21 protein-coding genes are annotated in these 25829 nt (G+C 71.7%); 13 read left to right on the forward strand and 8 right to left on the reverse strand.

Annotated features, from left to right (window positions below; genetic code table 11):
• Positions 1-39: 39 nt before the first annotated feature.
• From PZB75_RS02405 to mug, 5 genes are all read left to right on the forward strand, one after another.
• Positions 40-1002, forward strand: a complete 963-nt coding sequence (locus PZB75_RS02405; RefSeq protein ID WP_275533622.1) for a sugar ABC transporter permease — start codon at positions 40-42, stop codon at positions 1000-1002.
• Positions 999-1883 (forward strand): carbohydrate ABC transporter permease, encoded by an 885-nt coding sequence (locus tag PZB75_RS02410; RefSeq protein WP_275533623.1) that lies wholly within the window; start codon positions 999-1001, stop codon positions 1881-1883. The genes PZB75_RS02405 and PZB75_RS02410 overlap by 4 nt, the downstream gene beginning before the upstream one ends.
• Positions 1880-3682, forward strand: a complete 1803-nt coding sequence (locus tag PZB75_RS02415) for a beta-galactosidase family protein (RefSeq protein ID WP_275533624.1) — start codon at positions 1880-1882, stop codon at positions 3680-3682. The genes PZB75_RS02410 and PZB75_RS02415 overlap by 4 nt, the downstream gene beginning before the upstream one ends.
• A gap of 314 nt (positions 3683-3996) precedes the next feature.
• Positions 3997-5439 carry an adenylosuccinate lyase gene (purB, locus tag PZB75_RS02420; RefSeq protein ID WP_275533625.1) on the forward strand — a complete coding sequence of 481 codons (1443 nt, stop codon included), beginning with the start codon at positions 3997-3999 and terminating at the stop codon, positions 5437-5439.
• 22 nt (positions 5440-5461) lie between these two features.
• Entirely contained in the window at positions 5462-6004 is a 543-nt protein-coding gene (mug, locus tag PZB75_RS02425; protein ID WP_275533626.1) for a G/U mismatch-specific DNA glycosylase, read from the forward strand.
• Between the two features lie 226 nt (positions 6005-6230).
• Here mug and PZB75_RS02430 read toward each other — a convergent pair whose 3' ends face one another.
• Genes PZB75_RS02430 through PZB75_RS02440 form a run of 3 tightly spaced genes read right to left on the reverse strand, consistent with a single transcriptional unit; the run spans position 6231 to position 8418 of the window.
• A complete protein-coding gene (locus PZB75_RS02430) occupies positions 6231-6695 on the reverse strand; it encodes a hypothetical protein (protein ID WP_275533627.1) in 465 nt (154 codons plus the stop codon).
• Between the two features lie 40 nt (positions 6696-6735).
• A complete protein-coding gene (locus tag PZB75_RS02435) occupies positions 6736-7482 on the reverse strand; it encodes an ABC transporter permease (RefSeq protein WP_275533628.1) in 747 nt (248 codons plus the stop codon).
• A gap of 3 nt (positions 7483-7485) precedes the next feature.
• Positions 7486-8418 carry an ATP-binding cassette domain-containing protein gene (locus tag PZB75_RS02440; RefSeq protein ID WP_275533629.1) on the reverse strand — a complete coding sequence of 311 codons (933 nt, stop codon included), beginning with the start codon at positions 8416-8418 and terminating at the stop codon, positions 7486-7488.
• 106 nt (positions 8419-8524) lie between these two features.
• On the opposite strand from PZB75_RS02440, the gene PZB75_RS02445 reads away from it, so the two are divergent.
• From PZB75_RS02445 to PZB75_RS02455, 3 genes are all read left to right on the forward strand, one after another.
• Positions 8525-9700, forward strand: a complete 1176-nt coding sequence (locus PZB75_RS02445) for a histidine kinase (RefSeq protein ID WP_275533630.1) — start codon at positions 8525-8527, stop codon at positions 9698-9700.
• A 4-nt stretch (positions 9701-9704) separates the two neighbouring features.
• Positions 9705-10355, forward strand: a complete 651-nt coding sequence (locus PZB75_RS02450) for a response regulator transcription factor (protein ID WP_275533631.1) — start codon at positions 9705-9707, stop codon at positions 10353-10355.
• A gap of 100 nt (positions 10356-10455) precedes the next feature.
• Positions 10456-11613: an ROK family transcriptional regulator gene (locus PZB75_RS02455; RefSeq protein ID WP_275533632.1), complete on the forward strand. Its 1158-nt coding sequence runs from the start codon at positions 10456-10458 to the stop codon at positions 11611-11613.
• A gap of 58 nt (positions 11614-11671) precedes the next feature.
• Here PZB75_RS02455 and PZB75_RS02460 read toward each other — a convergent pair whose 3' ends face one another.
• Positions 11672-12439 carry a GntR family transcriptional regulator gene (locus PZB75_RS02460; protein WP_275533633.1) on the reverse strand — a complete coding sequence of 256 codons (768 nt, stop codon included), beginning with the start codon at positions 12437-12439 and terminating at the stop codon, positions 11672-11674.
• A 952-nt stretch (positions 12440-13391) separates the two neighbouring features.
• Here PZB75_RS02460 and PZB75_RS02465 point away from each other — a divergent pair.
• Complete coding sequence (locus tag PZB75_RS02465) at positions 13392-14885, forward strand: GNAT family N-acetyltransferase (RefSeq protein WP_275538553.1); 1494 nt, start codon at positions 13392-13394, stop codon at positions 14883-14885.
• Here PZB75_RS02465 and PZB75_RS02470 read toward each other — a convergent pair.
• Positions 14821-16032: a PLP-dependent transferase gene (locus tag PZB75_RS02470; protein ID WP_275533634.1), complete on the reverse strand. Its 1212-nt coding sequence runs from the start codon at positions 16030-16032 to the stop codon at positions 14821-14823. The two genes, PZB75_RS02465 and PZB75_RS02470, sit on opposite strands and share 65 nt — an antisense overlap.
• Positions 16033-16091: 59 nt before the next feature.
• Here PZB75_RS02470 and PZB75_RS02475 point away from each other — a divergent pair, with 59 nt between their 5' ends.
• Together PZB75_RS02475 and PZB75_RS02480 are read left to right on the forward strand one after the other, a co-directional pair.
• On the forward strand, positions 16092-16589 hold the full coding sequence (locus PZB75_RS02475; protein WP_275533635.1) for an Lrp/AsnC family transcriptional regulator: 498 nt from the start codon (positions 16092-16094) through the stop codon (positions 16587-16589).
• 85 nt (positions 16590-16674) lie between these two features.
• Positions 16675-18360, forward strand: coding sequence for a DUF885 domain-containing protein (locus tag PZB75_RS02480; RefSeq protein WP_275533636.1), 1686 nt, complete (start codon positions 16675-16677; stop codon positions 18358-18360).
• A gap of 68 nt (positions 18361-18428) precedes the next feature.
• Here PZB75_RS02480 and PZB75_RS02485 read toward each other — a convergent pair whose 3' ends face one another.
• The 3 genes from PZB75_RS02485 to PZB75_RS02495 all read right to left on the reverse strand — a co-directional run bounded on the left by PZB75_RS02485 (position 18429) and on the right by PZB75_RS02495 (position 24366).
• A complete protein-coding gene (locus PZB75_RS02485) occupies positions 18429-22289 on the reverse strand; it encodes an AAA family ATPase (RefSeq protein ID WP_275533637.1) in 3861 nt (1286 codons plus the stop codon).
• Positions 22286-23452 carry an exonuclease SbcCD subunit D gene (locus tag PZB75_RS02490; RefSeq protein WP_275533638.1) on the reverse strand — a complete coding sequence of 389 codons (1167 nt, stop codon included), beginning with the start codon at positions 23450-23452 and terminating at the stop codon, positions 22286-22288. The genes PZB75_RS02485 and PZB75_RS02490 overlap by 4 nt, the downstream gene beginning before the upstream one ends.
• Positions 23453-23739: 287 nt before the next feature.
• The gene (locus PZB75_RS02495) at positions 23740-24366 is read right to left on the reverse strand and encodes a YigZ family protein (RefSeq protein ID WP_275533639.1); all 627 of its coding nucleotides are present in this window, start codon (positions 24364-24366) and stop codon (positions 23740-23742) included.
• A gap of 58 nt (positions 24367-24424) precedes the next feature.
• Here PZB75_RS02495 and PZB75_RS02500 point away from each other — a divergent pair, with 58 nt between their 5' ends.
• Together PZB75_RS02500 and PZB75_RS02505 are read left to right on the forward strand one after the other, a co-directional pair.
• Positions 24425-24835: a CoA-binding protein gene (locus tag PZB75_RS02500; RefSeq protein ID WP_275533640.1), complete on the forward strand. Its 411-nt coding sequence runs from the start codon at positions 24425-24427 to the stop codon at positions 24833-24835.
• Between the two features lie 129 nt (positions 24836-24964).
• Positions 24965-25792 (forward strand): AAC(3) family N-acetyltransferase, encoded by an 828-nt coding sequence (locus tag PZB75_RS02505; RefSeq protein WP_275533641.1) that lies wholly within the window; start codon positions 24965-24967, stop codon positions 25790-25792.
• Positions 25793-25829: the final 37 nt, after the last annotated feature.

A 25829-nucleotide genomic window follows, 5' to 3' on the forward strand; every position in this document is an offset into this window, starting at 1 on the left:
CCGCCGATACCCGCACAGCCCCGATTCGGAAGAGAACTCGTGAGACCAACCGGCACGGCGGAGCAGACCGCCGCAGCACCGAAGCATGCCGTACTGCCCGGCGGGCGACGCGGGCGTGAGACGGCACTCGGCCGACGTACCCTGCTGCTCTTCGGCGGACCGTTCGCCGTCCTCTTCGCGGCGATGTACATCGCCCCGCTTCTCTACGCGACCGTGAGCAGTCTCTTCGTCGTCAAGCGCTCCGGCCTCGGCCTCGCCCCGCCGACCAGGCGGTTCGAGCCGCTGCACAACTTCGCGCAGGCCTTCGGCGACCACGACTTCCTGGCCGGGCTCGCCCGCGTGGGCCTCTTCGCCGTCGTACAGGTACCGCTGATGCTCGGCCTGGCCCTGGGTCTCGCCCTGCTCCTGGACTCCAGGTCGGCCAGGGCCAAGGGGTTCTTCCGGCTCGGCGCCTTCCTGCCCTACGCCATCCCCGGCGTCAGCGCGGCCCTGGTCTGGTCCTTCATGTACTCCTCCGAGTCCAGCCCGATCAATCATCTGCTGGAACCACTCGGTGTCCACATCCCGTTCTTCGCGAACGGCGCCGTCCTGTGGTCCGTGGCGAACATCGTCACGTGGAGCTGGACCGGCTACAACATGATCATCATCTACAGCGCGCTGCAGACGATCCCCGCCGAGGTGCTCGAAGCCGCCAAGATGGACGGCGCGTCCGCCCTGCGGATCGCGTGGAACATCAAGATCCCGGCCGTACGCAGCTCCCTCGTCCTCACCACGGTGTTCTCCATCATCGGCTCGGCGCAGCTGTTCAACGAGCCCGCGGTCCTCCAGCCCATCTCCAGCGGCGCGATCTCCTCGACCTTCACCCCGATCATGTCCGCCCAGGCCGCCGTGGCCGCCGGCAACTACCCCTACGCGGCTGCCCAGTCGGTCGTGCTGGCCGTCGCGGTCGGCGTACTGTCCTTCGTCTTCTTCAAGCTGACCAGCCGGGGTGAGAACGCATGAGCGCCACCGACATACCAGACGCCTCCCGCCCCCGCGGAGCGAAGCGCGGGACGACCATGGCCAGCCGTGGCCTCACGCTGTCCCTCCTGCTGGTCTCCAGCGTCTACTTCCTCTTCCCCCTGTGGTGGCTGCTGGTCTCCGTCACGAAGCCCTTCGGACGGCAGTTCAGCGGCAACGGGCTGTGGTTCGACGGGTTCGACCTGTTCGGCAACATCGGCCGACTGACCGCGCAGAACGACGGCATCTTCTGGCGTTGGATGCTCAACAGCGTCCTCTACTGCGGCATCGGCGCGCTCGTAGGCACCCTGCTGTCGGCCATGGCCGGCCACCTCCTGGCCACATACCGGTTCCGCGGCAGGAACGTGCTGTTCGGCGTGGTACTCGCCGCCGTGCTGATCCCCAAGATCCTCTTCACCCTCCCGCTGTACCTGATGTTCTCCGGCATCGGCCTGATCGACAATCCGCTCGCCGTGCTGCTTCCGAGCGTCGTCAGCCCGTTCGGCGTCTACCTCGCCCGTGTCTTCGCCACCCAGTCCGTACCGGACGAGGTCATCGAGGCCGGCCGCCTCGACGGGGCGAGCGAGTTCCGTATCTTCCGCACCGTCGCGCTGCCGATGATGCTCCCGGCCCTGGTGACGATCTTCCTCTTCCAGTTCGTCGACATCTGGAACAACTACCTGCTGCCCGCCATGGTGCTCAGCGACGACCGGCTCCAGCCCGTCACCGTCGGCCTCGTCGGCTGGAACGCCAGCCACGGCGTCGCCGTACCGGCGCCTCTGGTCGTCATCGGTTCACTGATCTCCGTCATCCCCCTGATCATCGCCTTCGTCTCCCTGCAGCGCTTCTGGCGCGCGGGAATGACCGCGGGAGCCGTCAAGTGACACCCACACCCGGTACCTCTTCGCAGGCCCTTCTGACATACGCCGAGGGCGAGTTGCGGCGAGCGGGCCGACCGCACCAGGTCCTCGCCGGCACCATGCACTACTTCCGCGTCCACCCCGACCATTGGCGCGACCGGCTGGAACGCCTGGCTGCCATGGGCCTGAACACCGTGGACACCTACATCGCCTGGAACTTCCACGAACGGCGCCCCGGTGACCGCCGCTTCGACGGCTGGCAGGACATCGAGCGCTTCGCGCGCACGGCCCAGGAGACCGGCCTCGACGTGATCGTCCGGCCCGGCCCGTACATCTGCGCCGAGTGGGACAACGGGGGCCTGCCCGCCTGGCTCACCGACCGTCCCGGCATGCGGCTGCGCTCCTCGTACGCCCCCTACCTGGAGGAGGTCGCCCACTGGTTCGACGTCCTCCTCCCCAGGATCATTCCTCTCCAGGCGTCCCGCGGCGGCCCCGTCGTCGCCGTCCAGGTGGAGAACGAGTACGGAAGCTACGGCGACGACCACGCCTACATGGAATGGGTGCGCGACGCCCTCGTCCGACGCGGCGTCACCGAGCTGCTCTACACCGCCGACGGCCCCACCACGCTGATGCTCGACGGAGGGACGCTGCCCGGCGTCCTCGCCACCGCCACCCTCGGTTCCCGCGCCGACCAGGCGGCCGCGCTGCTGCGTACGCGCCGGGACGGGGAGCCGTTCGTCTGTGCGGAATTCTGGAACGGGTGGTTCGACCACTGGGGCGAGCGGCACCACACACGCTCCGCCGAGAGCGCCGCCGACACCTTGGCGGAGATCCTCGCCGACGGCGGCTCCGTCAGCCTCTATCCGGCGCACGGCGGCACCAACTTCGGCCTGTGGGCCGGCGCCAACCACGCCGACGGCGCTCTCCAGCCCACCGTAACGAGCTACGACTCCGACGCGCCGGTCGCCGAACACGGCGCACTGACACCGAAGTTCCACGCCTTCCGTGAGAAGCTGCTGGCCGCCACGGACGCCCCGCCGCGCCCCCTGCCGCCCTCACGGCCTCTGCTGGCCCCCCGGTCGCTGCCGGTGACCCCGGAGTCCGGACTGCTCACCGCCCTGGAAGCCGTCTCCGGCACGGTCGCTTCACCCCATCCGCTGTCCTTCGGACAGCTCGGCCAGTCCTCCGGGCTCGTCCTCTACCGCGCCCACCCCGTGCTCCCGCCCGGCCTGACCGAACTGACGGTGACCGGTCTGCACGACCGGGTCCAGGTCTTCGTGGACGGCGCGGCCGTCGGGGTGTTGGCACGCGAGACGGCCTCACTGACCCTGGAGGGCGCCGGGCAACCGGTCCGCCTTGAACTCCTGCTCGAGAACCAGGGGCGCATCAACTACGGGCCACTCCTGGGACAGGGCAAAGGCATCCTCGGCGGAGTACGCGTCGAACGCCGTCTGGTGCACAACTGGACCATGTTCCCGCTGCCGCTCGACGAATGGGCGCCGGACGACCTGGAGCGGGCGACGGCGGCCGGAGGTCAGGGGACATCCGGGTTCGCGACCGCGCGTTTCGACGCCGAGGGAAGCGGCGACACCTTCCTCACCCTGCCGGACTTCGGCAAGGGCTTCGTGTGGATCAACGACTTCCTGCTCGGGCGGTACTGGAACCTCGGCCCCCAGGCCACGCTCTACGTACCGGCGCCTCTGGTCGCGCCGGGCGCCAACCGCCTGACCCTGCTGGAACTGGAGCGCTTCGGCGACCATGTGGAACTGCGTGCCGGACCCGACCTCGGAGAGCCCGAGGAGTACATCGAATCCTTCTCCTGACCTTCCCCACCCCGCCGGATCGCCGGATCTGAAGCCCAGCCGGCGCCCGCAGGGCACGGCCCGGGACAGAACGATTCGCTTTCACGAACAGAGCAAGATCTTGACCTGTGCGACTTGACCTGTACGCCCTGATCCGTGCGGGCTGACTCAAGACGTCCCGGGGATCTGCTGTGATGGCGCCGGCCTGCCTCGTCCTCTCACACGCATCTCGCAAACCTGATGCGGTGGGGCTGACGAATGGCCTCTGACCTGGTGGTCCCTACACCATGTGGACGGTTCGGAACCCCTATGGACGCCCGGTAAACTCCGGACACGTGACTGCTGTGTCTGCGAAGCCTCGCATCCCCAATGTCCTGGCCGGCCGCTATGCCTCCACGGAGCTGGCCGTCCTCTGGTCCCCCGAGCAGAAGGTGAAGCTGGAACGTCAGCTGTGGCTGGCGGTGCTGCGCGCTCAGAAGGACCTCGGGATCGAGGTGCCGGACAGCGCGCTCGCCGATTACGAGAGGGTCGTCGACCAGGTCGACCTGGTCTCCATCGCCGAGCGCGAGAAGATCACCCGGCACGACGTGAAGGCCAGGATCGAGGAGTTCAACGCTCTCGCCGGTCATGAGCAGGTCCACAAGGGCATGACCTCCAGGGACCTCACTGAGAACGTCGAACAGCTCCAGATCCGGCTGTCCCTCGAATTGATGCGCGACCGCACGGTGGCGGTGCTGGCCCGGCTCGGAAAGCTGGCGGGTGAGTACGGCGAACTCGTCATCGCCGGCCGTTCCCACAACGTCGCCGCGCAGGCGACCACCCTCGGCAAGCGCTTCGCCACGGCCGCCGACGAGCTTCTGGTGGCGTACGGCCGGCTGGAGGATCTGCTGGTCCGCTATCCGCTGCGTGGCATCAAGGGCCCGGTCGGTACGGCCCAGGACATGCTCGATCTGCTGGGTGGCGACACGGGGAAGCTCGCCGCCCTTGAGCGGCGCATCGCCGGGCATCTCGGTTTCGCGCAGGCGTTCACCTCGGTCGGTCAGGTCTATCCGCGCTCGCTCGACTACGACGTGGTGACCGCGCTCGTGCAGCTGGCAGCGGCGCCGTCGTCGGTCGCGAAGACGATCCGTCTGATGGCCGGGCACGAGCTGGTGACCGAGGGCTTCAAGCCCGGCCAGGTCGGCTCGTCCGCGATGCCGCACAAGATGAACACCCGCTCCTGCGAGCGGGTCAACGGCCTGATGGTGATCCTGCGCGGTTACGCCTCGATGACCGGTGAACTGGCGGGCGACCAGTGGAACGAGGGCGACGTGTCCTGCTCCGTGGTCCGCCGGGTGGCACTGCCCGACGCGTTCTTCGCGTTCGACGGTCTGCTGGAGACCTTCCTGACGGTGCTCGACGAGTTCGGGGCGTTCCCGGCCGTGGTCGCCCGGGAGCTGGACCGCTACCTGCCGTTCCTCGCGACCACCAAGGTACTCATGGGCGCCGTGCGGGCCGGTGTGGGCCGCGAGGTCGCGCACGAGGCAATCAAGGAGAACGCGGTGGCTTCGGCGTTGGCCATGCGGGAGCTGGGCACCGAACGCAACGAACTGCTGGACAAGCTGGCCGCCGACGACCGCATTCCGCTGGACCGGGCCCAGCTGGACACGTTGATGGACGACAAGCTGTCCTTCACCGGCGCGGCGGGTGACCAGGTCACCACGGTGGTCTCCCGGATCGAGGAGATCGTCAAGCAGCACCCGCAGGCCGCCGGGTACGCGCCGGGCTCCATCCTCTGAGCGCCGCGCGGACCGACACCGGATGAGCCCCGAAGAACTCCTGGCCGCCCGCGACCGCGTCGTTCCCGATGTGGTCGCGGACGGCCTGCGGGTGCTGTTCTGCGGAATCAACCCGAGCCTGACAACGGCTGTCACCGGACATCATTTCGCCCACCCCGGCAACCGGTTCTGGCCGGTCCTCCATCTGTCGGGCTTCACACCGAGACGACTGAAACCCTCGGAGCAGGGCCTGCTGCTCGACTCGGGCCTCGGCATCACCAACGTGGTCGCCCGGGCCACGGCGCGGGCGGACGAGCTGGACGCCGAGGAGTTCCGCGAGGGTGGCCGGGTCCTGGCCGCGAAGGTCGAGCTGCTTCGTCCGCGCTGGCTCGCGGTGGTGGGCGTCACCGCCTACCGCACCGCGTTCGCAGAGCGCGGCGCACAGATCGGCGCGCAGGACCGGACGATAGGTGGCACCCGCGTCTGGGCACTGCCCAACCCCAGTGGTCTCAACGCCCACTGGACCGTCCGGACGATGGCCGAGGAGTACGGCCGCCTCCGCGCCGCCGCCGAGAACGAGCGATGACGCCCAGAAGGAGCGGTGAAGAGGCGACGGCCCCCGGGGCGGGTCGCAGCGCGGCACCGGTGTGACCGACCGTGCCCTCCCTCCCCTTCCCCCGCCGACGATCCGCCCGTCCCCGCGGAAACGCCCGGCGCCGAGGAAACAGGACCGCCCCTCCTCGCGAGGACACCTGACGCCTGAGGAATCGGGACCTGCCCCGAGGGCTGCTCCGCCTCCAGGCATTCAAGTCTCAGGGAGGATCGGTTTCCGTGACCAGGACGATCAGTTCGCATCCCGTTCCCTCCTCTTCCAGGTGGAGCGCCAGGGCGATCCACCTTTCCTCGACGCGCCAGAGCTGTAGGTACTCGCAACCCGCGACGGGGTCGGCCCATGGTTCGGGTATGTCCTCACCCGCCATCATCCGCTCGTGCGCACTCCACAGACTGATCGGGCTGGGCTCGCCCCAGCGCAGGGTGAGCAGGGTCAGCAACGCGTCATGTTCCGCGAGGCACTGCGCCCGGTGTTCCCTGCGCCACGCCTCGTCCCCGTCGACATCCCCGTCGGCGTGTTCCTCATCGAGGAGTTCTCCGTCCATGAGGAGTGACACCGTGTGGTAGCCGGGCCCACTGGCTCCCGAGCCCGACCGGACCCGCTCGGTGGGAAATTCCTGGCTGCGCATCCCGTCGATGAGGCGAAGGTGGTCTGCGGTGGTCATACCGTCAGTAAACCCCGTCCCACTGACACCTGGCCTCTCGTCAGGCGTCCCTGCGTCGCAGCGCCCACCAACCGGCCCCGGTCGCGAGGACCGTCCATCCCGCGAGCACGGCCATACCACTCCATGCCCCCAGCGTGCCCGAGGAGTCCTGGAGCAATATCTGCTGTCCCGCACGATCCGGCAGGAACTCGGCGGCGCCGCCGTCGTGCGACACGTCCCCGACCACGAAGGGCAGGATGAGGAACAGCGGCACGAGCACGCTCAACGCCCCCGTGACGCTGCGCAGCACGGTCGCGAGACCGGCTGCCAGCAGGCTGCACAGAGTGAGATGGAGGGCGCAGCCGATGACCGCCCGCAGAGCTCCCGGGTCGCCGATACCGATACCGAATCCTTCGTCCATGAGCGCCTGTCCGGCCAGGAAGCTGGTCAGGCTCGTGATGAGTCCTACGGCGAACACGAGACCGCCGATCACGGCCAGCTTGCCCGTGTAGAAGAGCCCCCGCCGTGGCACAGCCGTGAGCGATACGCGTATCCCGGCGTTCCGGTACTCGGTGGCCGTCGTCACCGCGCCGAAGGTGATGGCCGCCATCTGCCCGAAGTTGAGACCGTAGTAGGAGAACAGGACCGGGTCGAAGTCGGTGACATCGGGCTCCGGGCGGCCGAGGGCCGCGCAGACCAGAACGGTCAGACCGGTGGTCATCGGGAAGATCGCCGTCAGCGAGCCGGTGAGTGAGCGAAGGGAGCGGATCTTGATCCACTCGGCGTGCAGAACCGCGGGGAACGACATGGCTCACGCCTCCTGGTCCGTGGCCGTACGGGCGGCGCTGTACTCCGCCTGGTCAGCGGTCAGGTCGAGATATGCCTGTTCCAATGTGGCTTCCTCATCGGCGAGTTCGAGGAGCGGTATGCCCTTGTCCACCGCGATCGGCCCGATCTCCGTCACCCGTGCGCCCTCGACGGTCCAGCGGCCGTCCTCCGCAGGCACAGCGGTGAACCCCTTGTCCCGCAAGGCATTCCGCAGCCGGTCGCCTTCCGTGGTCCGCAGCCGCACCCTGGGCTGGACGCGCGAGTCGATGAAGTCACGCATCGAGGTGTCGGCGAGGAGCCGTCCCCGGCCCAGGACGACCAGGTGATCGGCGAAGGACGCCGTCTCGTTCATCAGGTGGCTGGAGACCAGGACCGTTCTCCCCTGTCCCGCCAGGCGGCGCACCAGTTCCCTGATCCAGATGATGCCTTCGGGGTCCAGGCCGTTGGACGGCTCGTCGAGGATCAGCACCGCCGGATCGCCGAGAAGGGCCGCGGCTGTCCCGAGGCGCTGGCGCATGCCGAGCGAGAAGGTCCTGACGCGTTTCCTCGCGACGCTCGCGATCCCGGACTCCTCCAGCACCTCGTCCGCCCGGCGGGCCGGAATGCCGTTGCTCACGGCGAGGGCCAGCAGGTGCTCTCGTGCCGACCGCGATCCGTGCGCGGCCTGTGGGTCGAGGAGCGCGCCGACCTGGCGCAGCGGTGCGTCGAGTGCGGCGTAGTGGCGGCCTCCGATGGTCGCCGTGCCCGATGTCGGCCGGTCGAGGCCGAGGACCAGGCGCATCGTGGTGGACTTGCCGGCGCCGTTGGGGCCGAGGAAGCCGGTGATCCGGCCCGGCCGCACGCTGAAGGTGAGGCAGTCCACGGCGCGGGTCGAGCCGTATTCCTTGGTGAGTTCGTGGACGTCGATGCTGGTCATGGCTCCAGCCTCCTGGCCGTCCACGTCCCGGTCCTCCCCCGCCCGGGGAGATCGCCTCCCCCGCACGGGGGAGCCACCACCATCACGTCGCTGGCACGATGACGGAATGCTCCGATTCCTCCGTCGACTGGTCTCTCCGGTCACGTACACACGCTGGCTGCACCTGTGCATCCCCATGGCGTTCGTGGCGATTTGGCTGTTCATCGACATGGAGCATGTCTGGGTGCTGTTGCTGTTGGCCGTTCCGCTCGGTCTGATCCCGGCGGTGCGCCTGGAGGAAGGGCTGCAGGCCCAACTGCTCCTGACCCCGTACGAGCGGGGCACCCCGTACGCCTCGATCGGCACCGCGTCCGCGGCCACCTGGGAAGATCGCTGGCGGACCGTCCTCTGGCTGGAGGTCCGTCTGCTTCTGTCCGCGGTCGTCACGGGGCTCACCTCCTGGCTCCCCCTGACCTCGGTGGAGATGGTGATGCGGGCCCGGGGCGACACCGTGCCGGATGTCACGGTGTTCAACTCGCTGGATCCTCACTGGTGGTACATCCCCCTGGCGGTGGTTCCGCTCCTGGTTCTTCCCGTCCTGTGCGTCCTGCTGGGCGACTTGATCACCCTTTTCGCCCGCAGACTGCTCGGTCCCTCGCGCTACGAGCGGTTGACCGCCCTGGAGGAGCGCACCGAGCAGTTGCTGGAGCGAAACCGCATCGCGCGCGAGTTGCACGACTCGATCGGGCACGCGTTGACGGTCGCTGTCGTGCAGGCGGGCGCGGCACGGGCGGCCGGTGACGCGGCGTTCACCGAGCGGGCGCTGGCCGCGATCGAGGAGACGGGACGGGACGCCCTGGACGATCTGGAGCGGGTGCTCCGCGTGCTGCGGGAGTCGTCCGGGACACCCATCGGTCAGCAGCCGACGCTCGTCGAGGCGGGCCGGTTGCTGGAATCGGCCCGGGGCTCCGGGGTGAAGGTCGACTCCGAGGTCTCGGGGCAGCTGGGCGCGGTGCCCGGAGCCGTGTCGCGGGAGGGGTATCGAATCCTTCAGGAAGCGCTGACCAACATGTTGCGCCACTCCGGGGCGGCGGCGGTGGGGGTACGGATCATTGTCGCGGACGGGTGGTTGGAGCTGGAGGTGACGAATCCGCTCGGCGCTTCGGTGGCCTCCCCGGGCGGGGGGACGGGCCTTCGCGGGATACGTGAGCGTGCGGCGTTGCTGGGTGGAAAGGCCACCACCGGCCCGTACGAAGGCGGGTGGAGAGTGCACGTGAGCCTTCCGTTGGACGGCATACCCTGACCGGATGGCGGTTACCGTTCTTCTGGTCGACGACGAACCTCTCGTGCGCGCGGGGCTGCGCGCGGTCCTGGAGGCCCAGCCCGATATCGAGGTCGTGGGCGAGGCCGCCGACGGCGCCGCCGTGATCCCTCTGGTGCGCCGGTTGCGGCCCGACGTGGTGGCCATGGATGTACGCATGCCGCTGATGGACGGCATCGAGGCGACCAAGGTGGTGCTGCGTACGGTGCCCGAGCCGCCGAAGATCATCGTGGTGACGACGTTCGAGAACGACGAGTACGTCTACGAGGCGCTGCGCGCCGGGGCCGACGGCTTCCTCCTCAAGCGCGCCCGGCCCGCCGAGATCGTGCACGCGGTGCGCCTGGTGGCGGAGGGCGAGTCGCTGCTGTTCCCGGCGGCGGTGCGGCAGCTCGCCGCCGAATACGGGACGAACGCGGCGCGGACGGCCATGGACCGGGCGGCGCTCACGGAGCGGGAGGCTCAGGTGCTGCGACTGATGGCGCGGGGTCTGTCCAACGCTGAGATCGCCGCCAAGCTCGTGGTCGGTGTCGAGACGGTGAAGACCCATGTCAGTGCGGTTCTGGCGAAGTTGGGGGCGAGGGATCGGACCCAGGCGGTGATCGCGGCCTACGAGTCCGGATTCGTGGCCCCGCGATAAGCCCGAGGACCGGAAACGGGTAGGTCCGGGCCTCGGTCGCCCCGGCTCCCGCCAGCGAGTACGATCCGGCAGACATGCGCACGAGCTGGGAGGACACACCGTGGGCCGGCTGACCGGTGGGGACCCGTCCCTGTTGCGGCGGATCAATTCCGCAGTGGTGCTGCACGCGCTCAGGGGTGCCGGTTCCCCCACCCTCACGGACCTCACCCGGATCACGGGACTGTCACGGCCGACGGTAGAGGGCGTCGTCGAAGGGCTCTTCGAGGCCGGCCTGGTGGTCGAGGCCGCGCCTGACGAGGGCGAGGCCCGCCGGCAGGGACGGCCCGCCCGCAGGTTCCGCTTCCGTGCCGAGGCCGGGCACCTGATGGGCATCGAGATCGGCCCGCACCGGGTGTCGGCGCTGATGTCCGGGCTGGACGGCCGGATCATCGGTGCCGCGTCGCGCGACGTGTCGGAGACGGCGTCCGCCGACGACCGGCTGGACCGGGTCAGGACCGTCGTCGCCGAGGTGCTGCGCCGGACCGGGGTCTCCAGGAGCAGTCTCCGGGCGGTCGGTGTGGGCAGCCCGGGCATCGTGGAGGCCGACGGAACCGTACGGCTGGGCACCGCGCTGCCGGGCTGGACCGGGCTGCCGCTGGGTGAGCGGCTGCGTCGTTCCTTCCGCTGCCCGGTCCTGGTGGAGAACGACGCCAACGCGGCCGCTGTCGCGGAGCACTGGAAGGGCGCCGCCACCGAGTCCGACGACATCGTCTTCGTACTGGCGGGGCTGAGCCCGGGCGCCGGTTCGCTGATCGGTGGCCGGTTGCACCGCGGTTTCGGCGGCGGTGCGGGCGAGATCGGCGCCCTGCACCTGCTGGGCCGCGAGGTGACTCCGGAGAAGCTGCTGTCCACCACGGACAAGCCGCTGGACCCGCTGGACGAGCCCGCCGTGGCGGCGGTCTTCGCGGAGGCCCGTAAGGGCGACGTGCGGGCCCAGGCCGCCGTCGAACGGTTCATCCACCGGCTGGTCCACGATGTGGCTGCGCTGGTGCTGGCGCTCGATCCCGAGCTGGTGGTGATCGGCGGCTGGGCGGCGGGGCTGGACGGTGTGCTGGAGCCGCTGCGCGGCGAGTTGGCGCGCTACTGTCTGCGCCCGCCCGAGGTGACGTTGTCCCTGCTCGGGGAGGCGGCGGTGGCCACGGGGGCGCTGCGGCTGGCCCTGGACCATGTCGAGGAGCAGCTGTTCGCGGTCGAGGGAACGGTAACGGCCCGCCGCTGACAGCGACGGGCCGCGACACTCCGGGCGCGGAGCCGGCGCGGCCGGTCCGGTCCCGGGGTCAGGACGCCTTGCGTTCCTCGTCCTGGTGGCTGATCTGCAGATCGCCCGCGTCGCCGAAGGTGAGGCGGCAGGTGTCCGCCCGGTACGTGGCGACGGAGACCGCTGCGGTGCCGCCCACGGCGAAGTAGCGGGTGGTCACGACGAGTACGGGCGCGCCGGGCAGCCGGTCCAGCGCCTTGGCGTCGTCCGTGCCCGCCGAGCCGAGCTCCACCGAACGGTCCTGGCCTTCGAGACCGAGACGGTGCAGCTCCCGCAGCACACCGCGGGCGCGGACGGGGCCGGCCGGGGCGTCGATCGCGGAGAGGTCGGGGACGGACGACGAGGGCACGTACAGCAGCTCCGCCGCCACCGTCTGTCCGTTGGTGACACGGGTACGGCGGACGGTGTGCACGAGCTCGTCGATGTCCGTGTCCAGCAGCACCGCCACCGACGCCGGTGCGGGCCCGGTGGTGGAGCCGACGGGCTGCCACGCCTCACCGGTGACGCCGCCGGCCCAGTCGTGCTGGGCGGTGGAGACGGCGACGCCCACGCGCGGCGGGGCCACCGTGGTCCCGACACCGCGGCGGCGCTGGAGTCTGCCTTCGAGTTCGAGCTGCTCGAGCGCCTGCCGGAGCGTCGCTCGGGCGACACCGAACCGGGCAGCGAGATCACGCTCGTTGGGCAGGACTTCCCCCACCGTAAAGTCCGAGTCGAGTGCCTCACTGAGCACGGTCCTGAGGTGCCAGTATTTCGGCTCCTGTACCGATTCCAGCTGCGTGGTCCCCACCCTGTCCTCCGCAATCGCCCAGCGAATCTTCCGCGACGCTATTTATTAAAGGTTCCTGTCTAACCTGAGACCTTAGGGCGACACATCCCCTTGGTCAAGACCAATCCTCATCCCTCCTGGAGGAAAACGCGGCTTCACCGCAGAGCGTTCACAGGACGTTCGCGCCGTCGTGAGGCGTACGCAGCAAGAAATCCCACGTCCGGGCAGGAGCGCGAAGCTCCGGGCAGCCCGGGAAACCGGCCGCATCGAACGACCCCGCCCCTGGCATCCATCCGGAAGACGCTCTCCACCCCGCTGTCGAGCCGATCGACCGCGAGACGGTGACGAGTGACGGGTGACGATCCGGATCGGGCAGGCGGGGGTTCGCGTCCGTCCTGGCGTGGCGCGCAGGACCCGCGGAGCCGGACTTCCCGCACGACACCCTCCGCGTCGGTGATCCGTCCGAGCCTCCGGTGGGCGACCCCGGGGGCACGGAACGGTGTTCCCCGAAGACCTCGGCGGCGCTGTCGGTTGTCACACCTCCATCCCAACCGAGGCATCAGGTGGTGTCCAGCCGTAATCAGGGCGATGTCCGGCTCACGACCGACGGCCCCACCACAACCAGCGCAACCGGTACAACTGGTACGCATTCCGGCGAACCAAACCCGGAGGCCGACCCGCGGGGCACCGAGCGCGGGCTCCGGAACGCGCGTACCGGACGAACGAATACCCCGTGCCCCGTGGCCCCGCGCCCTGTGCCCGATGCCCCTGCCCCTGCCCCTGCCCCTGCCCCTGCCCCTGCCCCTGCCCCTGCCCCTGCCCAGGAAAAACCCGGTCCGCGAGAACCCAGGGCCGGGGAAATCCCAGGTCCGGGAAAACCGGACGATAGGTCTCCAGATCCGCATTAACCCGTCGGACACAAGACGTTCGCGGTCAGGCAACACCGCTCGGTCAGAGTGGCGGCATGACCGATATGACCTCCGCCAAGAGCGCCCACCGAGCCCATCACTGGCGTCGGGACCTCACCGAACTGGCCGCACTGTTCACCGCGGTCGCCGTGGCCGACGCGGTCGCCAATCTCGTCGGGCATCAGCCGGACGGCCCGTATCTGCTGATCGCGGCGGCGGTGGCGCTGGCCGCGACCGCCGCCTTCCACATCTGGTGGGCCCGGCGGCACAGCCACGCCCCACCGCCGCACGTGGCCACCCCACCGCCACACACGCCCGCCACACCGCCACACGCAGCCACTCCACCGGCACGTGCGGCCGTCCCGGCGTCGCACCGCACCGCCGGAGTCCCGGCACCGGACCCTTCCGGTGGTCCGCCGCCCGTCCGCACAGACCCCACCGTCACGGCGCCGGCCGTGCCCGCCGAGGGCCCGGTCCTGTGGCGGATGCGTACCACCGTCCGTGACGCGCCCGGCAGCCTCGCCTCGCTGTGCGTCGCGCTGGCCCGGCACCGGATCGACATCCTCACCCTGCAGACGCACCCACTGGCTCGGGGCACGGTGGACGAGTTCCTGCTCCGCGCCCCCGCCACGCTCCAGGCACGCCAGTTGAGCCGCGAGATCTCGGAGGCGGGCGGCAGCTCCACCTGGATCGAACGTGCCGACGCGCACGATCTGGTGGACACCCCCACCCGGGTGCTCGGACTCGCCACCCGCACGGCGCTGGACGCGGCGGAACTCCCCCTGGCCCTGCGCCAGCTGCTGGGTCGCTGCACCATCCACTCGGTTCCGGCCGTCTCCTTCGACGGCCGGCCGACGGGCGCGTCCGCGCCGGTCGAAGGGGTCCTGGAGGAGACCTCGATGCGGCTGCGCGATCCGTCAGGCGGCGTCATCACCGTCGAGCGGCCGTATCTCCCCTTCACCCCGACCGAGTTCGCCCGTGCCCGCGCCCTGGTCGAACTCGATGCCCGGCTCGGTCCCCGGGTCCCACGCGACGAGGCCGTCCTGACCCTTCCCGAGGGCGACCCGGTCACCGTGCGCCGCGCCGACCGGAGCGATCTCACGGCGGCCCGGGCGATGCACGACCGGTGCTCGGAGCACACCCTGCGGCTGCGCTACCACGGCCCCGTGGGCGACGCCGACCGCTATCTGGACCATCTGCTGAGCCCCCGGTACGGCCGTTCCCTCGCCGTGCGGACCTCCTCCGGACAGCTCGTCGCGCTCGGCCATCTGCTCTGGGACGGCGACGAGACCGAGGTCGCCCTGCTCGTCGAGGACGGCTGGCAGCGCCGGGGGATCGGCTCGCGGCTTCTCCACCGCCTGGTCGAACTCGCCGTCGAGGCGGACTGCGAGAACGTCTACGCCGTGACTCAGGCCGCCAACACCGGCATGGTCGCCACGATGCGCGGCCTGGGCCGACCGCTCGACTACCAGATCGAGGAAGGCACGCTGGTCGTCACCGCGCGGCTGAACGCGTCCGTGTCCCGGTCTCTGCCCCCGTACGAGCGGGCGGATCGCTGAGCGCCTGACTGAGGTCCGCCCACAGGTCCTCGACGTCCTCCAGGCCGACGGACATCCGCAGCAGCCGCTCGCCGACACCCGCCGACCGCCGGTCCCCCTCGTCCACGATGCGGTGGCTGATCGAGGCCGGGTGCTGGATCAGGCTGTCGACGCTGCCGAGACTGACCGCGGGGGTGATCAGCCGTACCGCGCCGATCACCCGGTGCGGATCTCCGTACACCTCGAAGGAGACCATCGCCCCGCTGATCCTCGGGTAGTGCACCCGGGCGACGCGCGGATCGGCGGTCAGTCTGCGGGCCAGTTCGGCGGCGCTCCCGGACGCGGCGCGGACCCGCACCGGCAGCGTCGACAGTCCGCGCAGCAGCAGGTATCCGGCCATCGGGTGCAGCACGCCGCCGGTCGCGAACCGCACCTGCCGCAGCCGCGCCGCGAACTCCTCGTCGCAGGCCACGACCCCGCCCATCACATCGCCGTGCCCGCCGAGGTACTTCGTGGCGCTGTGCAGCACGACGCGGGCCCCGTGCTCGACCGGCCGCTGGAGGACAGGGGTGGCGAACGTGTTGTCGACGAGCAGCGGCACCGAACCGCAGGAGTGCGCGACGGCCCGGATGTCGATCTCGGCGAGCGTCGGGTTGGCGGGGGTCTCCACCATCACCAGGGCGGTGTCCGGCCGGACGGCGTCCGCGATCCCCGCCGGATCGGTCCAGGTCACCTCGGTGCCCAGCAGACCCGCGCCGAGCAGGTGGTCGCTGCAGCCGTAGAGCGGTCGTACCGCCACCACATGGCGCAGTCCCAGGCTCGCGCGGGCCAGCAGCACGGCGGTGAGCGCCGCCATTCCGCTGGCGAACGCGACGGCGCTCTCCGTTCCTTCGAGCCGGGCCAGAGCGGTCTCGAAGCGGGCCGTCGTCGGGTTGTCGAGGCGGGCGTACACCGGCGGCCCGTCGAGCCTGCCGCCGGTGGCGGCGAAGGCGTCGATCCGCTCGGCCTCGGCCCGGGAGTCGTACGAGGGATAGGTCGTGGACAGATCGATCGGCGGGGCGTGCAGGCCCAGTGACGCGAGATCGTCACGTCCGGCGTGCACGGCTTCGGTGGCGAGCGCCCTGGTCCGGGGCGCGGCCGAGGGCGGCAACGGGGCTTCGGTGTCCATGGCGCCACTCTGAACAACTGCCGGGCATGAGCGGTGGGACGCCGTGCTACGTTCGGCCGGTGACCGAATCCGTCGCTCTCGATCCGGTCGATCTGCACATTCTCCGCCTGTTGCAGAACGATGCCCGGACCACGTACCGCGATCTCGCCGCCGAGGTCGGCGTGGCCGCCTCGACGTGTCTGGACCGGGTGGCCCGGCTGCGGCGCGCGGGGGTCATCCTCGGGCACCAGCTGCGACTCGATCCGGCGCGGCTCGGCCGCGGACTTGAGGCCCTGCTCCTGGTGCAGGTCCGGCCGCACCGCCGCGAACTCATCGGGCCCTTCGTGGAGCGGGTCCGGGCCCTGCCGGAGACCCGGGCGCTGTTCCATCTCACCGGTCCCGACGACTATCTGGTCCAGGTGGCCGTGGCGGGGACGGCGGATCTCCAGCGGCTGGTGCTCGACGAGTTCACCTCCCGGCGCGAAGTGGCCCGGGTGGAGACGCGGTTGGTCTTCCAGCAGTGGGAGTGCGGTCCGCTGCTCCCGCCGTCGGCGGGCGAACCGGGCCCACCGCCGTGACCACTGCCGATCCCGTCACGAAAGGCCGGGCGGCCGGGTTCGGACGGTAGTGACTTCAAGGGCTCCGTCGTACGAGGATGTCCACATGCCAGACACCACGAGCAGCTCGCTGCCCCGCCAGGTCGCCGACGCCTACGTCGACGCGCTCATCGAACTCGACCCGATCACCGGCACCTATCTCGGTGTCGCGGAGAGCTCTCGCCGCCTTCCCGATTTCTCGCCCGCCGGCCAGGAGGCCCTCGCCGGACTCGCCCGTGCCACTCTCGCGGAACTCGACGCGTCCGAGCGGCTGCCCGGCGCCGACAGCGAGGCCGAGCGCCGCTGCGCCCGTCTGCTGCGCGAGCGCCTGACGGCGGAACTCGCCGTCCACGAGAGCGAGGAGGGACTGCGTACCGTCTCCAACCTCCACTCCCCCGCGCACTCCATCCGTGAGGTGTTCACGGTGACGCCGACCGACACGGAGGAGGACTGGGCCGCCCTCGTCGAGCGGCTGCGGGCGGTCCCGGCCTCCCTGGAGGGCTACCGCGTCTCGCTCGGACTCGGTCTGGAACGGAAGCTGTACGGGGGCCCGCGCGCCACCGGCACCTTCCTCGACCAGTTGGCCGAATGGGGCGGGGAGAACGGGCACGGCTGGTTCCAGGACTTCGTCGCCCCCGGTCCTGAGACCCTGCGCGCCGAACTGGACGACGCGGCCCGGCAGGCCACCGAGGCCCTGGTGGCGCTGCGCGACTGGGTGCGCGAGGTGTACGCCCCCGCGGTCGAGGGCGCCCCGGACACGGTGGGGCGGGAGCGCTACGCACGCTGGTCGCGTTATTACAACGGCACCGATCTCGACCTCGACGAGGCGTACGCGTACGGCTGGTCCGAATACCACCGGCTGCTCGCCGAGATGAGGACCGAGGCCGAGAAGGTCCTGCCGGGCGCGGGCCCCTGGGAGGCGTTGGCCCACCTCGACGTGCACGGCGAGCACATCGAGGGCGTCGACGAGGTCCGGGCGTGGTTGCAGGGGCTGATGGACGAGGCGATCGAGGCACTCGACGGTACCCACTTCGAACTCGCCGAGCGGGTACGGAGGGTGGAGTCCCGGATCGCCCCGCCGGGGGGCGCTGCGGCCCCGTACTACACGGGCCCCTCCGAGGACTTCTCCCGGCCGGGCCGCACCTGGCTGCCCACGATGGGCGAGACCCGGTTCCCGGTGTACGACCTGGTGTCGACCTGGTACCACGAGGGCGTGCCGGGGCACCACCTCCAGATCGCCCAGTGGACCCATGTCGCCGAACACCTCTCCCGCTACCAGGCGTCGGTCGGGCTGGTCAGCGCCAACCTCGAAGGCTGGGCGCTGTACGCGGAGCGGCTGATGGACGAGTTGGGCTTCCTCCCCGACGCGGAGCGCCGGCTGGGGTATCTGGACGCGCAGATGATGCGGGCCTGCCGGGTCATCGTGGACATCGGCATGCATCTGGAGCTGGAGATTCCGGCGGATTCGCCGTTCCGTCCCGGCGAGCGGTGGACGCCGGAGCTGGCGCAGGAGTTCTTCGGCAACCACAGCGGCCGGCCCGCCGACTTCGTCGAGAGCGAGCTGACCCGTTATCTGTCGATGCCGGGCCAGGCCATCGGTTACAAGCTCGGCGAGCGCGCGTGGCTGCTCGGCCGGGCGAACGCCCGTGAGGCGCACGGCGAGGCGTTCGACGCGAAGGCCTGGCACATGGCGGCCCTCTCGCAGGGGTCGCTCGGGCTGGACGATCTGGTGGACGTGCTGTCACAGCTCTGACGCCCCGTCAGCCCTTAACGCGCGAGGCGGCATCCGGGCCCGGCCGCACGGGCCCGGATGCCCCGCGGTCAGCGGCCGGCCCCGTCGGTCGCACGCTGCCGCACCGCCGAACCGTGGCGTTCCTTCACCACTTCCAGCTGTGCGGGGATGCGTCGGCGCAGATCGGCGACATGGCTGACGATGCCGACACTGCGGTCCCGTTCGCGGAGCGAGTCCAGGACGTCCAGCACCTCGTCCAGGGTCTGGTCGTCGAGGCTGCCGAAGCCCTCGTCGATGAACAGGGTGTCCAGCCGCACGCCGCACGCCTCGTCGGTCACGACGTCGGCGAGACCGAGGGCCAGGGCCAGTGAGGCGAAGAAGGTCTCACCACCGGAGAGCGTCGCGGTGTCGCGCTCCCGGCCCGTCCAGGAGTCGACCACGTGGAGGCCGAGACCGGCCCGGCGCCCGCCGGTACGAGCGTCGGAGTGGACCAGGGTGTAGCGGCCCGACGACATCCTCGCGAGCCGGGCGGTGGCGGCGGCGGCCACCTGTTCGAGCCGGGCGGCGAGGACGTACGACTCCAGCCGCATCTTGCGTTCGTTGTCGGCCGAGGTGCCCGCGGTGAGTCCGGCGAGCCGTGCCACCCGCTCGTACTCCTCACGCAGCGGTCCCAGCCCACGCACCTCCTCCGTGGCGCGGTGGGCGAGCCTGTCGAGTTCGGCGCAGCGTTCGCGGGCAGCGGCGAGTGCGGTGGCGCTGTTCCGCAGCAGCCGCTCGGCCGTGTCGTACACGGCCCGCGCGGCGTCCGGGTCGGCGGGCGGACGGTGGGCGGCGGCCCTGGTGTCGGCCTCCGCCAACCGGTCGGCGACGGCCGCCGCCTCGGCCTGCCAGGCAGCGGTCCGGCGCTGGAGCTCGCGCTGTTCCGCGTCGGTGAGGAGTACCGCCTCGGCGGCCTCGGGGCTGTCGAACCCGGCGCGGGCCACGGCTTCGGCGAGCTGGTCATCGGCCTCCTGGCGCTGCCGCCGGGCCTCCTCGTCGGCACGCACCGCGTCGGCGGCCTCGGCGAGCAGGGTGACCTGGCGCTCCAGCAGGGCGATGCGCTCGGCCACGCTGTGGGAGCCACCGCGTGCGGTCGCCAACTCCTCGCTCAGGGCTGCCTGTTCGCGGTCGAGGGATTCTCGCTGCGAGGTGCGGGCGGCCGCCCGGCGTTCGGCCCGCTGCTGGTCGTCGAGCCGTTCGGCATGCTCGCGCTCGGCTGCGGCGAGCGCCTCGCGGGCCGCGTGCGTTCCGGCGGCCGTGCGGTGAGCGCTCTCGTGCGCGTGAGTCAGTTCACCCAGGAGGGCTTCGAGTTCGGCGACGGAAGGGTCGTCACCGGGCGCCGGGAAGGACCCAGGGGAGACGCGCGGGTGGGGAGCCGGGCGGGCAGCGCGGGCCGGGACCGCTCCGGTCGCCGGGCCGGTCCGGGCCCCGTCCCGTACGCCATCGTCCGGTACGGCGCCGTGGCGGGACGCCGACAAGGGCGCCGCCTCACTCCGGGCGGCCGGAACCGCGTCCGGGCCGGTGACACCTGGCGTCGCCGCAGTGTCGCCGGGTGCGGTCGCGACGCTGGGGGTGGCCGGGATGCCGGGTGCGGTCGCGACGCCGGGGGCGGCCGGGACGCCGGGCGTGACCGGGACGCCGGGCGTTGCCGGGACACCGGGCGTTGCCGCCGGGTCGGGGTCGGCCGGGGCTTCGGCGGTGGTACGCGACGGTCCCAGGTCCTCGTCACCGTTCCTGCGGGCGGGGATCGCGGGCCCCGCCGACACCGCGAGCACCCCATGGACCCGATCCGCATGCCCGGCCGCCTCCCGGCCCCCGATTCCGCCGGGAGCCATGGCCCCGTCCCCGCCGGGAGCCGTGTTCCCGCCCCCGCTCCCGTCCGGAGCCGTGACCTCGTTTTCACTCCTGTCCCGGGTCGTGTCCCCCTTCACGCCCGGAGCTGTGGCCCCGCCCCCGCAGGGAGTCGCGTTCCTGCCCCCGCCCTCGCCGGGAGCCGTGGCCCCGCCCACGCCCGGAGTCGTGGCCCCGCTCCCGCCGGGAGCCGTGTTCCCGAGCCCGCCCCCGCCGGGAGCGGTGTTCTCGTCCCGGTTCCCGTCCGGAGCCGTGGCCTCCTCCGCGTCCCGGCCCCGGGTCGTGCCCTCCTCCCCCTCCCCGTCCTCTTCCCCACCCAGGGAGACTCCCCGGGCCTCCGCGCGAGCCACCGCGTACTTCTCGCCCACGGCGGACAGCGCGCTCTCCGCCACTGTCCGGGCCTCCTCCGCCCGGCGGTGGGCGGCGAGGGCCGCCTCCTCGGTGGCCCGGTCGACGTGACCGGCCTCGGCGCGGGCGGGTTCCGGGTGGTCGGCCGAGCCGCAGACCGTGCAGGGGGCGCCGGCGACGAGTTCCGCCGCCAGTTCGGCGGCGATGGAGCGCAGTCGGCGCTCCCGCAGCCCCAGCCAGTTCTCGTGGGCGGCCGCCGCCTCTTCACGGGCGGCGGTCAGCCGGTCCTTGGCGTCGGCGATGCGGGCGGCGAGCGCGTCTCGGCGGCGGGCCGCCTCCAGTCGTCCGCGCGCGGGGCCCAGCCGGCCCGCCAGTTGTTCGGCCCGGGTCGCGGCCTCCTGCGCCGTCCCGATGCGGTCGGCCAGTTCCTTGCGGCTGGTCTCCCAGTCGGCCAGCCAGCCCGCCGCCTCCGCGATCAGCGCGTCGTCGGCCCGGGACTGGCGTTCCAGCTCGGCCCGCTCGGAGTCGATGGCCGCGCTGCGCCGCTCGGCTCTGCGGGCCGCTTCGAGGGCGCCGAGCTCCTGGCGGAGTTCACGCTCGCGGGTGGCGAGCTGTCCGGCCCCGGCGTCGGCGAGCGGGGCGGGCAGCAGGGCGCGGGAGCGTTCCCGGGCCTCGCCCGTGCCGCGGCGGGTCCGCTCCGCCGCCTCCCGCAGGGTGAGGGCGGGGGTGACGAGGTCGGCCTTGCGGGCGCTTTCGAGCCGGTCGCGGTCCTGGTCGTGTCCTACGCGGTCCGCTTCGAGCGCGTCGGCCCGGCGCCGGGTCTCCTCGTAGCGCTGCTGGAGCCTGGTCAGTTCGCGTTCGGTGTCGAGGGCCACCTGTGCGGCGGCCTGCCGCTGTTCCGCAGCGGACAGCACGCACCGGGCGATGTCGAACCGTTCCCTGGCGCCACCGCGTGCGACCGCCGCCCATTCCAGGACCCCTTCGGCGAGTCCGGGTTCGCCGGGCTGGGCGTCGGGGAACGCCGCCTCCAGGCCCGCCGGTCCCGCCGCCTGGGCGATCCGCTGGGCGACCGCGAGAATCCGTTCGTCCGCCGCGGTGACCTGGGCCTCCGCCCGGCGACGCAGTTCGGCGAGGCGTTCCTCGACGGCGGCGAACCTACGGGTGTCGAAGAGCCTGCCGAGCAGCTTGCCGCGGGCCTCCGCGTCGGCGCGCAGAAAACGGGCGAAGTCCCCCTGCGGCAGCAGCACCACCTGGCAGAACTGGTCCCGGTTCATGCCGACCAGTTGGCTGATCTCCTCGCCGATCTCCTGGTGGGAGCGGCTGAGGGCCCGCCAGCCGCTCTCGGCGTCGTACTCGCGCAGCCAGCTCTGCGCCCTCTCCGTGGTGAAGCCCTCGCGCTTCTTCTTGGGGCGCGGCTGGGCGGGGCGCCGGGTGACCTCCAGCCGCCGACCGCCGACGGTCAGCTCCAGTCGTACCTCGGTGGGCAGTCCGGCCGGTGCGTGGTCGCTGCGCAGTGAGGTGCCGGGGCTCTGACGGGCCCCCGGAACCGCGCCGTACAGTCCGAAGCAGACGGCGTCCAGCACGGATGTCTTCCCGGCGCCGGTCGGGCCGTGCAACAGGAAGAGCCCGGCGGAGGAGAGCGCGTCGAAGTCGACCTCCTGGGTGGCGCCGAACGGGCCGAACGCGGTGACGGCGAGCCGGTGGAGCCTCAACGCGACACCTCACGCACACCGTCGTCGACCCGTACGTCGTCCAGGACGCCGCGCAGCACCGCCCGCTCCCGGTCGTCCGGCCCGCTGCCGCCCCGTACATGGGACACGAAGTCCTCCGCGATCTGCTGGTCGTCGCGCCCCTTGAGGCGCTGGGCGTACGAGGCTTGCGGGTCGTCGGGGGCCCGTTCGGGGTCGAAGACCAGGCTGAGGGTGTGCGGGAACCGCTCCGCGAGCCGGGCCATCGGCTCGTCCGGGCGCACCGGGTCGGTGAGGGTGGCCTCCACCCAGGATTCCTGGTGCCGGTCGAGCGCGGGGTCGTCGAGCAGTGCGCCGAGCCGGCCGCGGAGCCGGGCGAGCGGGCGCGGCACCGGGCAGTCGATCCGTTCGGCGTCGATCTCCCCCGACGGGCCGAGGCCGATCAGCCACATCGTCTTGCGGTGGGCGGCCTCGGAGAACGAGTACGCGACCGGGGAGCCGGAGTAGCGCACGCGCTCGGTGACGGTCTGGCAGCCGTGCAGATGCCCCAGGGCCGTGTAGTCGACGCCGTCGAAGACCCCGGCGGGCACGGCGGCGACCCCGCCGACGGTGATGTCGCGTTCGCTGTCGCTGGGCTCGCCGCCGGCGACGAAGGCATGGGCCAGGACCACGGAGCGGGTGGTGGCGGGCCGGGCCGAGAGGTCGGCGCGGACCAGGTCCATGGCGGCGGTCAGCACCGCCTCGTGGCCGGTCCGCTCGGCTTTGAGTACGTCCTTGACGAGTGCGGGTTCCAGGTACGGCAGCCCGTAGAACGCCACGTCCCCGTGGGCGTCGGACAGGACGACCGGGGTGGCGCAGTCGGCCGGGTCGGTACGCAGGTGGATGCCGGCCCGCCCGATGAGTCCGGCGCCGACCCCCAGTCTGCGGGCCGAGTCGTGGTTGCCGGAGATCATCACGGTGGGCACGCCCTCGTCGGCGAGCCGGTGCAGCGCGTCGTCGAAGAGTTCGACCGCGGCGAGCGACGGCACCGCCCGGTCGTACACGTCACCGGCCACCAGGACCACGTCGACCTGGCGCTCGCGGACCGTCGCGATCAGGTGATCGAGGCAGGCCGCCTGGGCGTCGAGCAGGGAAGCCCGGTGGAAGGACCGTCCCAGATGCCAGTCGGAGGTGTGCAACATTCTCAAGGTGCCGCTCCGGCCTGCATGTCTCCCTCTCGTACGGACGCTTCCGGCTCGTGCGCCGGACGGGCGCGGGTCCGCCGTCGGCGTCGACCACGTCAACGCCTGCCGGGGACCCGATCGGTCACGGCCCTCAGTCTGCCACCGGGGTCGGACAGCGGGGCACGGCCGGCTTCCCCGCAGTTGCGCCGGGCCCATCCGCCTGCCTGACCGCCGGGGACCGCCCGGCGGTCATCGTTGGTCCGCCAACCGTTCCCCGGACAGCGGACGCCGCTCCGGCCGGGGCCGCGGTTTCAGCCGTCCCCGTACGCCTCGCCGCCCAGTTCCAGCGTCGCCGAACCGGCCGTGGTGTCGGCCAGCCACGCCCGGAAGGCGTCCACCTCGGCGTCCGGGAGCCCGATCTCGATGGTCACCGCCTCGGCGTACCGCACCTCGCGAACGGCCCGCCCGGTGGCCCGCAGATCGTTCTCCAGCCTGCCCGCGCGCTGGTGGTCGACGGTGAGGGTGGCGAACCGGAACCGTCGGCGGGTACGGGTCCCGACCGCGTCGAGCGCTTCGCCGACCACTCCCCCGTACGCCCTGATCAGTCCCCCCGCGCCGAGCTTCACGCCGCCGTAGTAGCGGGTGACGACGGCGACCGTGTAGCGGACCTCCCGGCGTGTCAGCATCTGGAGCATGGGGGCCCCGGCGGTGCCGCCCGGCTCACCGTCGTCACTGGCCCTCTGCACGGAGGCGTCGGCGCCGATGACGTACGCGAAGCAGTTGTGCGTGGCGGTCGGATGTTCCCTGCGGACCCGTGCGACGAAGTCCTGCGCCTCCCGCTCGGTGCCGGCGGGCGCGAGGGCGCAGATGAAGCGCGACCGGTTGATCTCGGTCTCGTGCACGCCCTCTCGGGCGACTGTCCGGTACTGCTCCTGCATGGGGCCAGCCTATGCGGCCGGTGGGGAATGGCCGGGGGCGGCCGTCCGTTGTCCGGGCATGTACGCAGACACGCAGACGATCCGACGGATTCTTCAGGACAGTGGCGACACCTGGGCCGTGGTCGGCCTGTCCACCAACCGGTCCCGGGCGGCCCACGGGGTCGCGGAAGCGCTGCGCCGGTTCGGCAAGCGGGTGGTCCCGGTGCATCCGAAGGCGGAGGCGGTCGGGGGCGAGCAGGGGTACGCGTCGTTGGCGGACATCCCGTTCCCGGTCGACGTGGTGGACGTGTTCGTCAACAGCGAGCTGGCGGGCGGTGTCGCCGACGAGGCCGTCGCGGTGGGCGCCAAGGCCGTCTGGTTCCAGCTCGGTGTGATCGACGAGGCGGCGTACGAACGTACGCGTGCGGCGGGACTCGACATGGTCATGGACCGGTGTCCCGCGATCGAGATCCCGTCCCTGGAGCACTGACGCGCGCACCGTGACGCCGGCACCGGGCGGCGACCGGGCGTGGCACGGGTTCCGGCCGTGCGGCCGGGCTCCTCGACGGCCGGAAAGCCGTGGTGTCCGTCGGTACACGGGCAGGCACAATGTGCCCTCGTGAGCATCCCCCCGAGCACTCGTCCGAGCACGCGCCGGATCACCGCACAGCTCTCCGCGCTGGGCGTGGAGGACGGTGGCGTCCTGCTCGTGCACGCCTCGCTGCGCGCCGTCGGCGGCCGCGCCCTGTCCGTGCTCCGGGCGCTGCGCGGCGCGCTGGGCCCCGACGGGACGCTCGTCGTGCCCGCCTTCACTCCGGAGAACTCCGACACCTCCCCGCAGTACCGGGAGCGGATCAGGGGTCTCGACGCCGAGGCCCGGCGGGCGGTCCGGGCGGTCATGCCTCCGTACGATCCCGCGACGTCCGCCGCGCCCTCGGTGGGCCGACTGGCCGAGACCGTGCGGCTGGCGCCCGGGGCGCGGCGCAGCGCCCATCCGCAGACCTCGTTCGCCGCGCTCGGCCGGGAGGCGGGGAAGGTCGTCGCACACCATCGGCCCGACTGCCATCTGGGCGAGCACTCCCCACTGGGATACCTGTACGACGCGAAGGCCCGGGTGCTGCTGCTCGGGACCGGCTTCGACACGTGCAGCGCCTTCCACCTCGGGGAGTACCGGGTCCCCGATCCACCCCGGCGCCGCTACCGCTGCGTGGTGGCGGGCGACGGGCCGCGCCGGTGGTGGGAGTACGAGGACGTGGCCCTGGACGACAGCGATTTCGCGGCGCTGGGCGCCGATTTCGAACGTGCGGCCGGTGGTGGGGCCGTGCGTACGGGGCCGGTGGGATCGGCGTACGCCCGGCTCTTCCCGTTCACCGACGCGGTCGACTTCGCGACGCGGTGGTTACGTGGCCACCGGCGCATGCCTTCCGGGGCTGCGGGGCCTTCCTGAATCCTGTCACGGAGCGGGCTCACGGCTCTCGTGCCCC

This window comes from Streptomyces sp. AM 4-1-1, assembly GCF_029167625.1.
GTDB lineage: Bacteria > Actinomycetota > Actinomycetes > Streptomycetales > Streptomycetaceae > Streptomyces.

Bases quoted from the DNA above. Each gene is read 5' to 3' on its own strand.
- PZB75_RS02445 (WP_275533630.1), top strand. From the start codon at position 8,525: ATGCTCCGATTCCTCCGTCGACTGGTCTCTCCGGTCACGTACACACGC.
- PZB75_RS02435 (WP_275533628.1), bottom strand. From the start codon at position 7,482: ATGTCGTTCCCCGCGGTTCTGCACGCCGAGTGGATCAAGATCCGCTCC.
- PZB75_RS02500 (WP_275533640.1), top strand. From the start codon at position 24,425: ATGTACGCAGACACGCAGACGATCCGACGGATTCTTCAGGACAGTGGC.
- PZB75_RS02480 (WP_275533636.1), top strand. From the start codon at position 16,675: ATGCCAGACACCACGAGCAGCTCGCTGCCCCGCCAGGTCGCCGACGCC.
- PZB75_RS02465 (WP_275538553.1), top strand. From the start codon at position 13,392: ATGACCTCCGCCAAGAGCGCCCACCGAGCCCATCACTGGCGTCGGGAC.
- PZB75_RS02450 (WP_275533631.1), top strand. From the start codon at position 9,705: ATGGCGGTTACCGTTCTTCTGGTCGACGACGAACCTCTCGTGCGCGCG.
- PZB75_RS02470 (WP_275533634.1), bottom strand. From the start codon at position 16,032: ATGGACACCGAAGCCCCGTTGCCGCCCTCGGCCGCGCCCCGGACCAGG.
- PZB75_RS02495 (WP_275533639.1), bottom strand. From the start codon at position 24,366: ATGCAGGAGCAGTACCGGACAGTCGCCCGAGAGGGCGTGCACGAGACC.
- PZB75_RS02410 (WP_275533623.1), top strand. From the start codon at position 999: ATGAGCGCCACCGACATACCAGACGCCTCCCGCCCCCGCGGAGCGAAG.
- PZB75_RS02440 (WP_275533629.1), bottom strand. From the start codon at position 8,418: ATGACCAGCATCGACGTCCACGAACTCACCAAGGAATACGGCTCGACC.
- PZB75_RS02430 (WP_275533627.1), bottom strand. From the start codon at position 6,695: ATGACCACCGCAGACCACCTTCGCCTCATCGACGGGATGCGCAGCCAG.
- mug (WP_275533626.1), top strand. From the start codon at position 5,462: ATGAGCCCCGAAGAACTCCTGGCCGCCCGCGACCGCGTCGTTCCCGAT.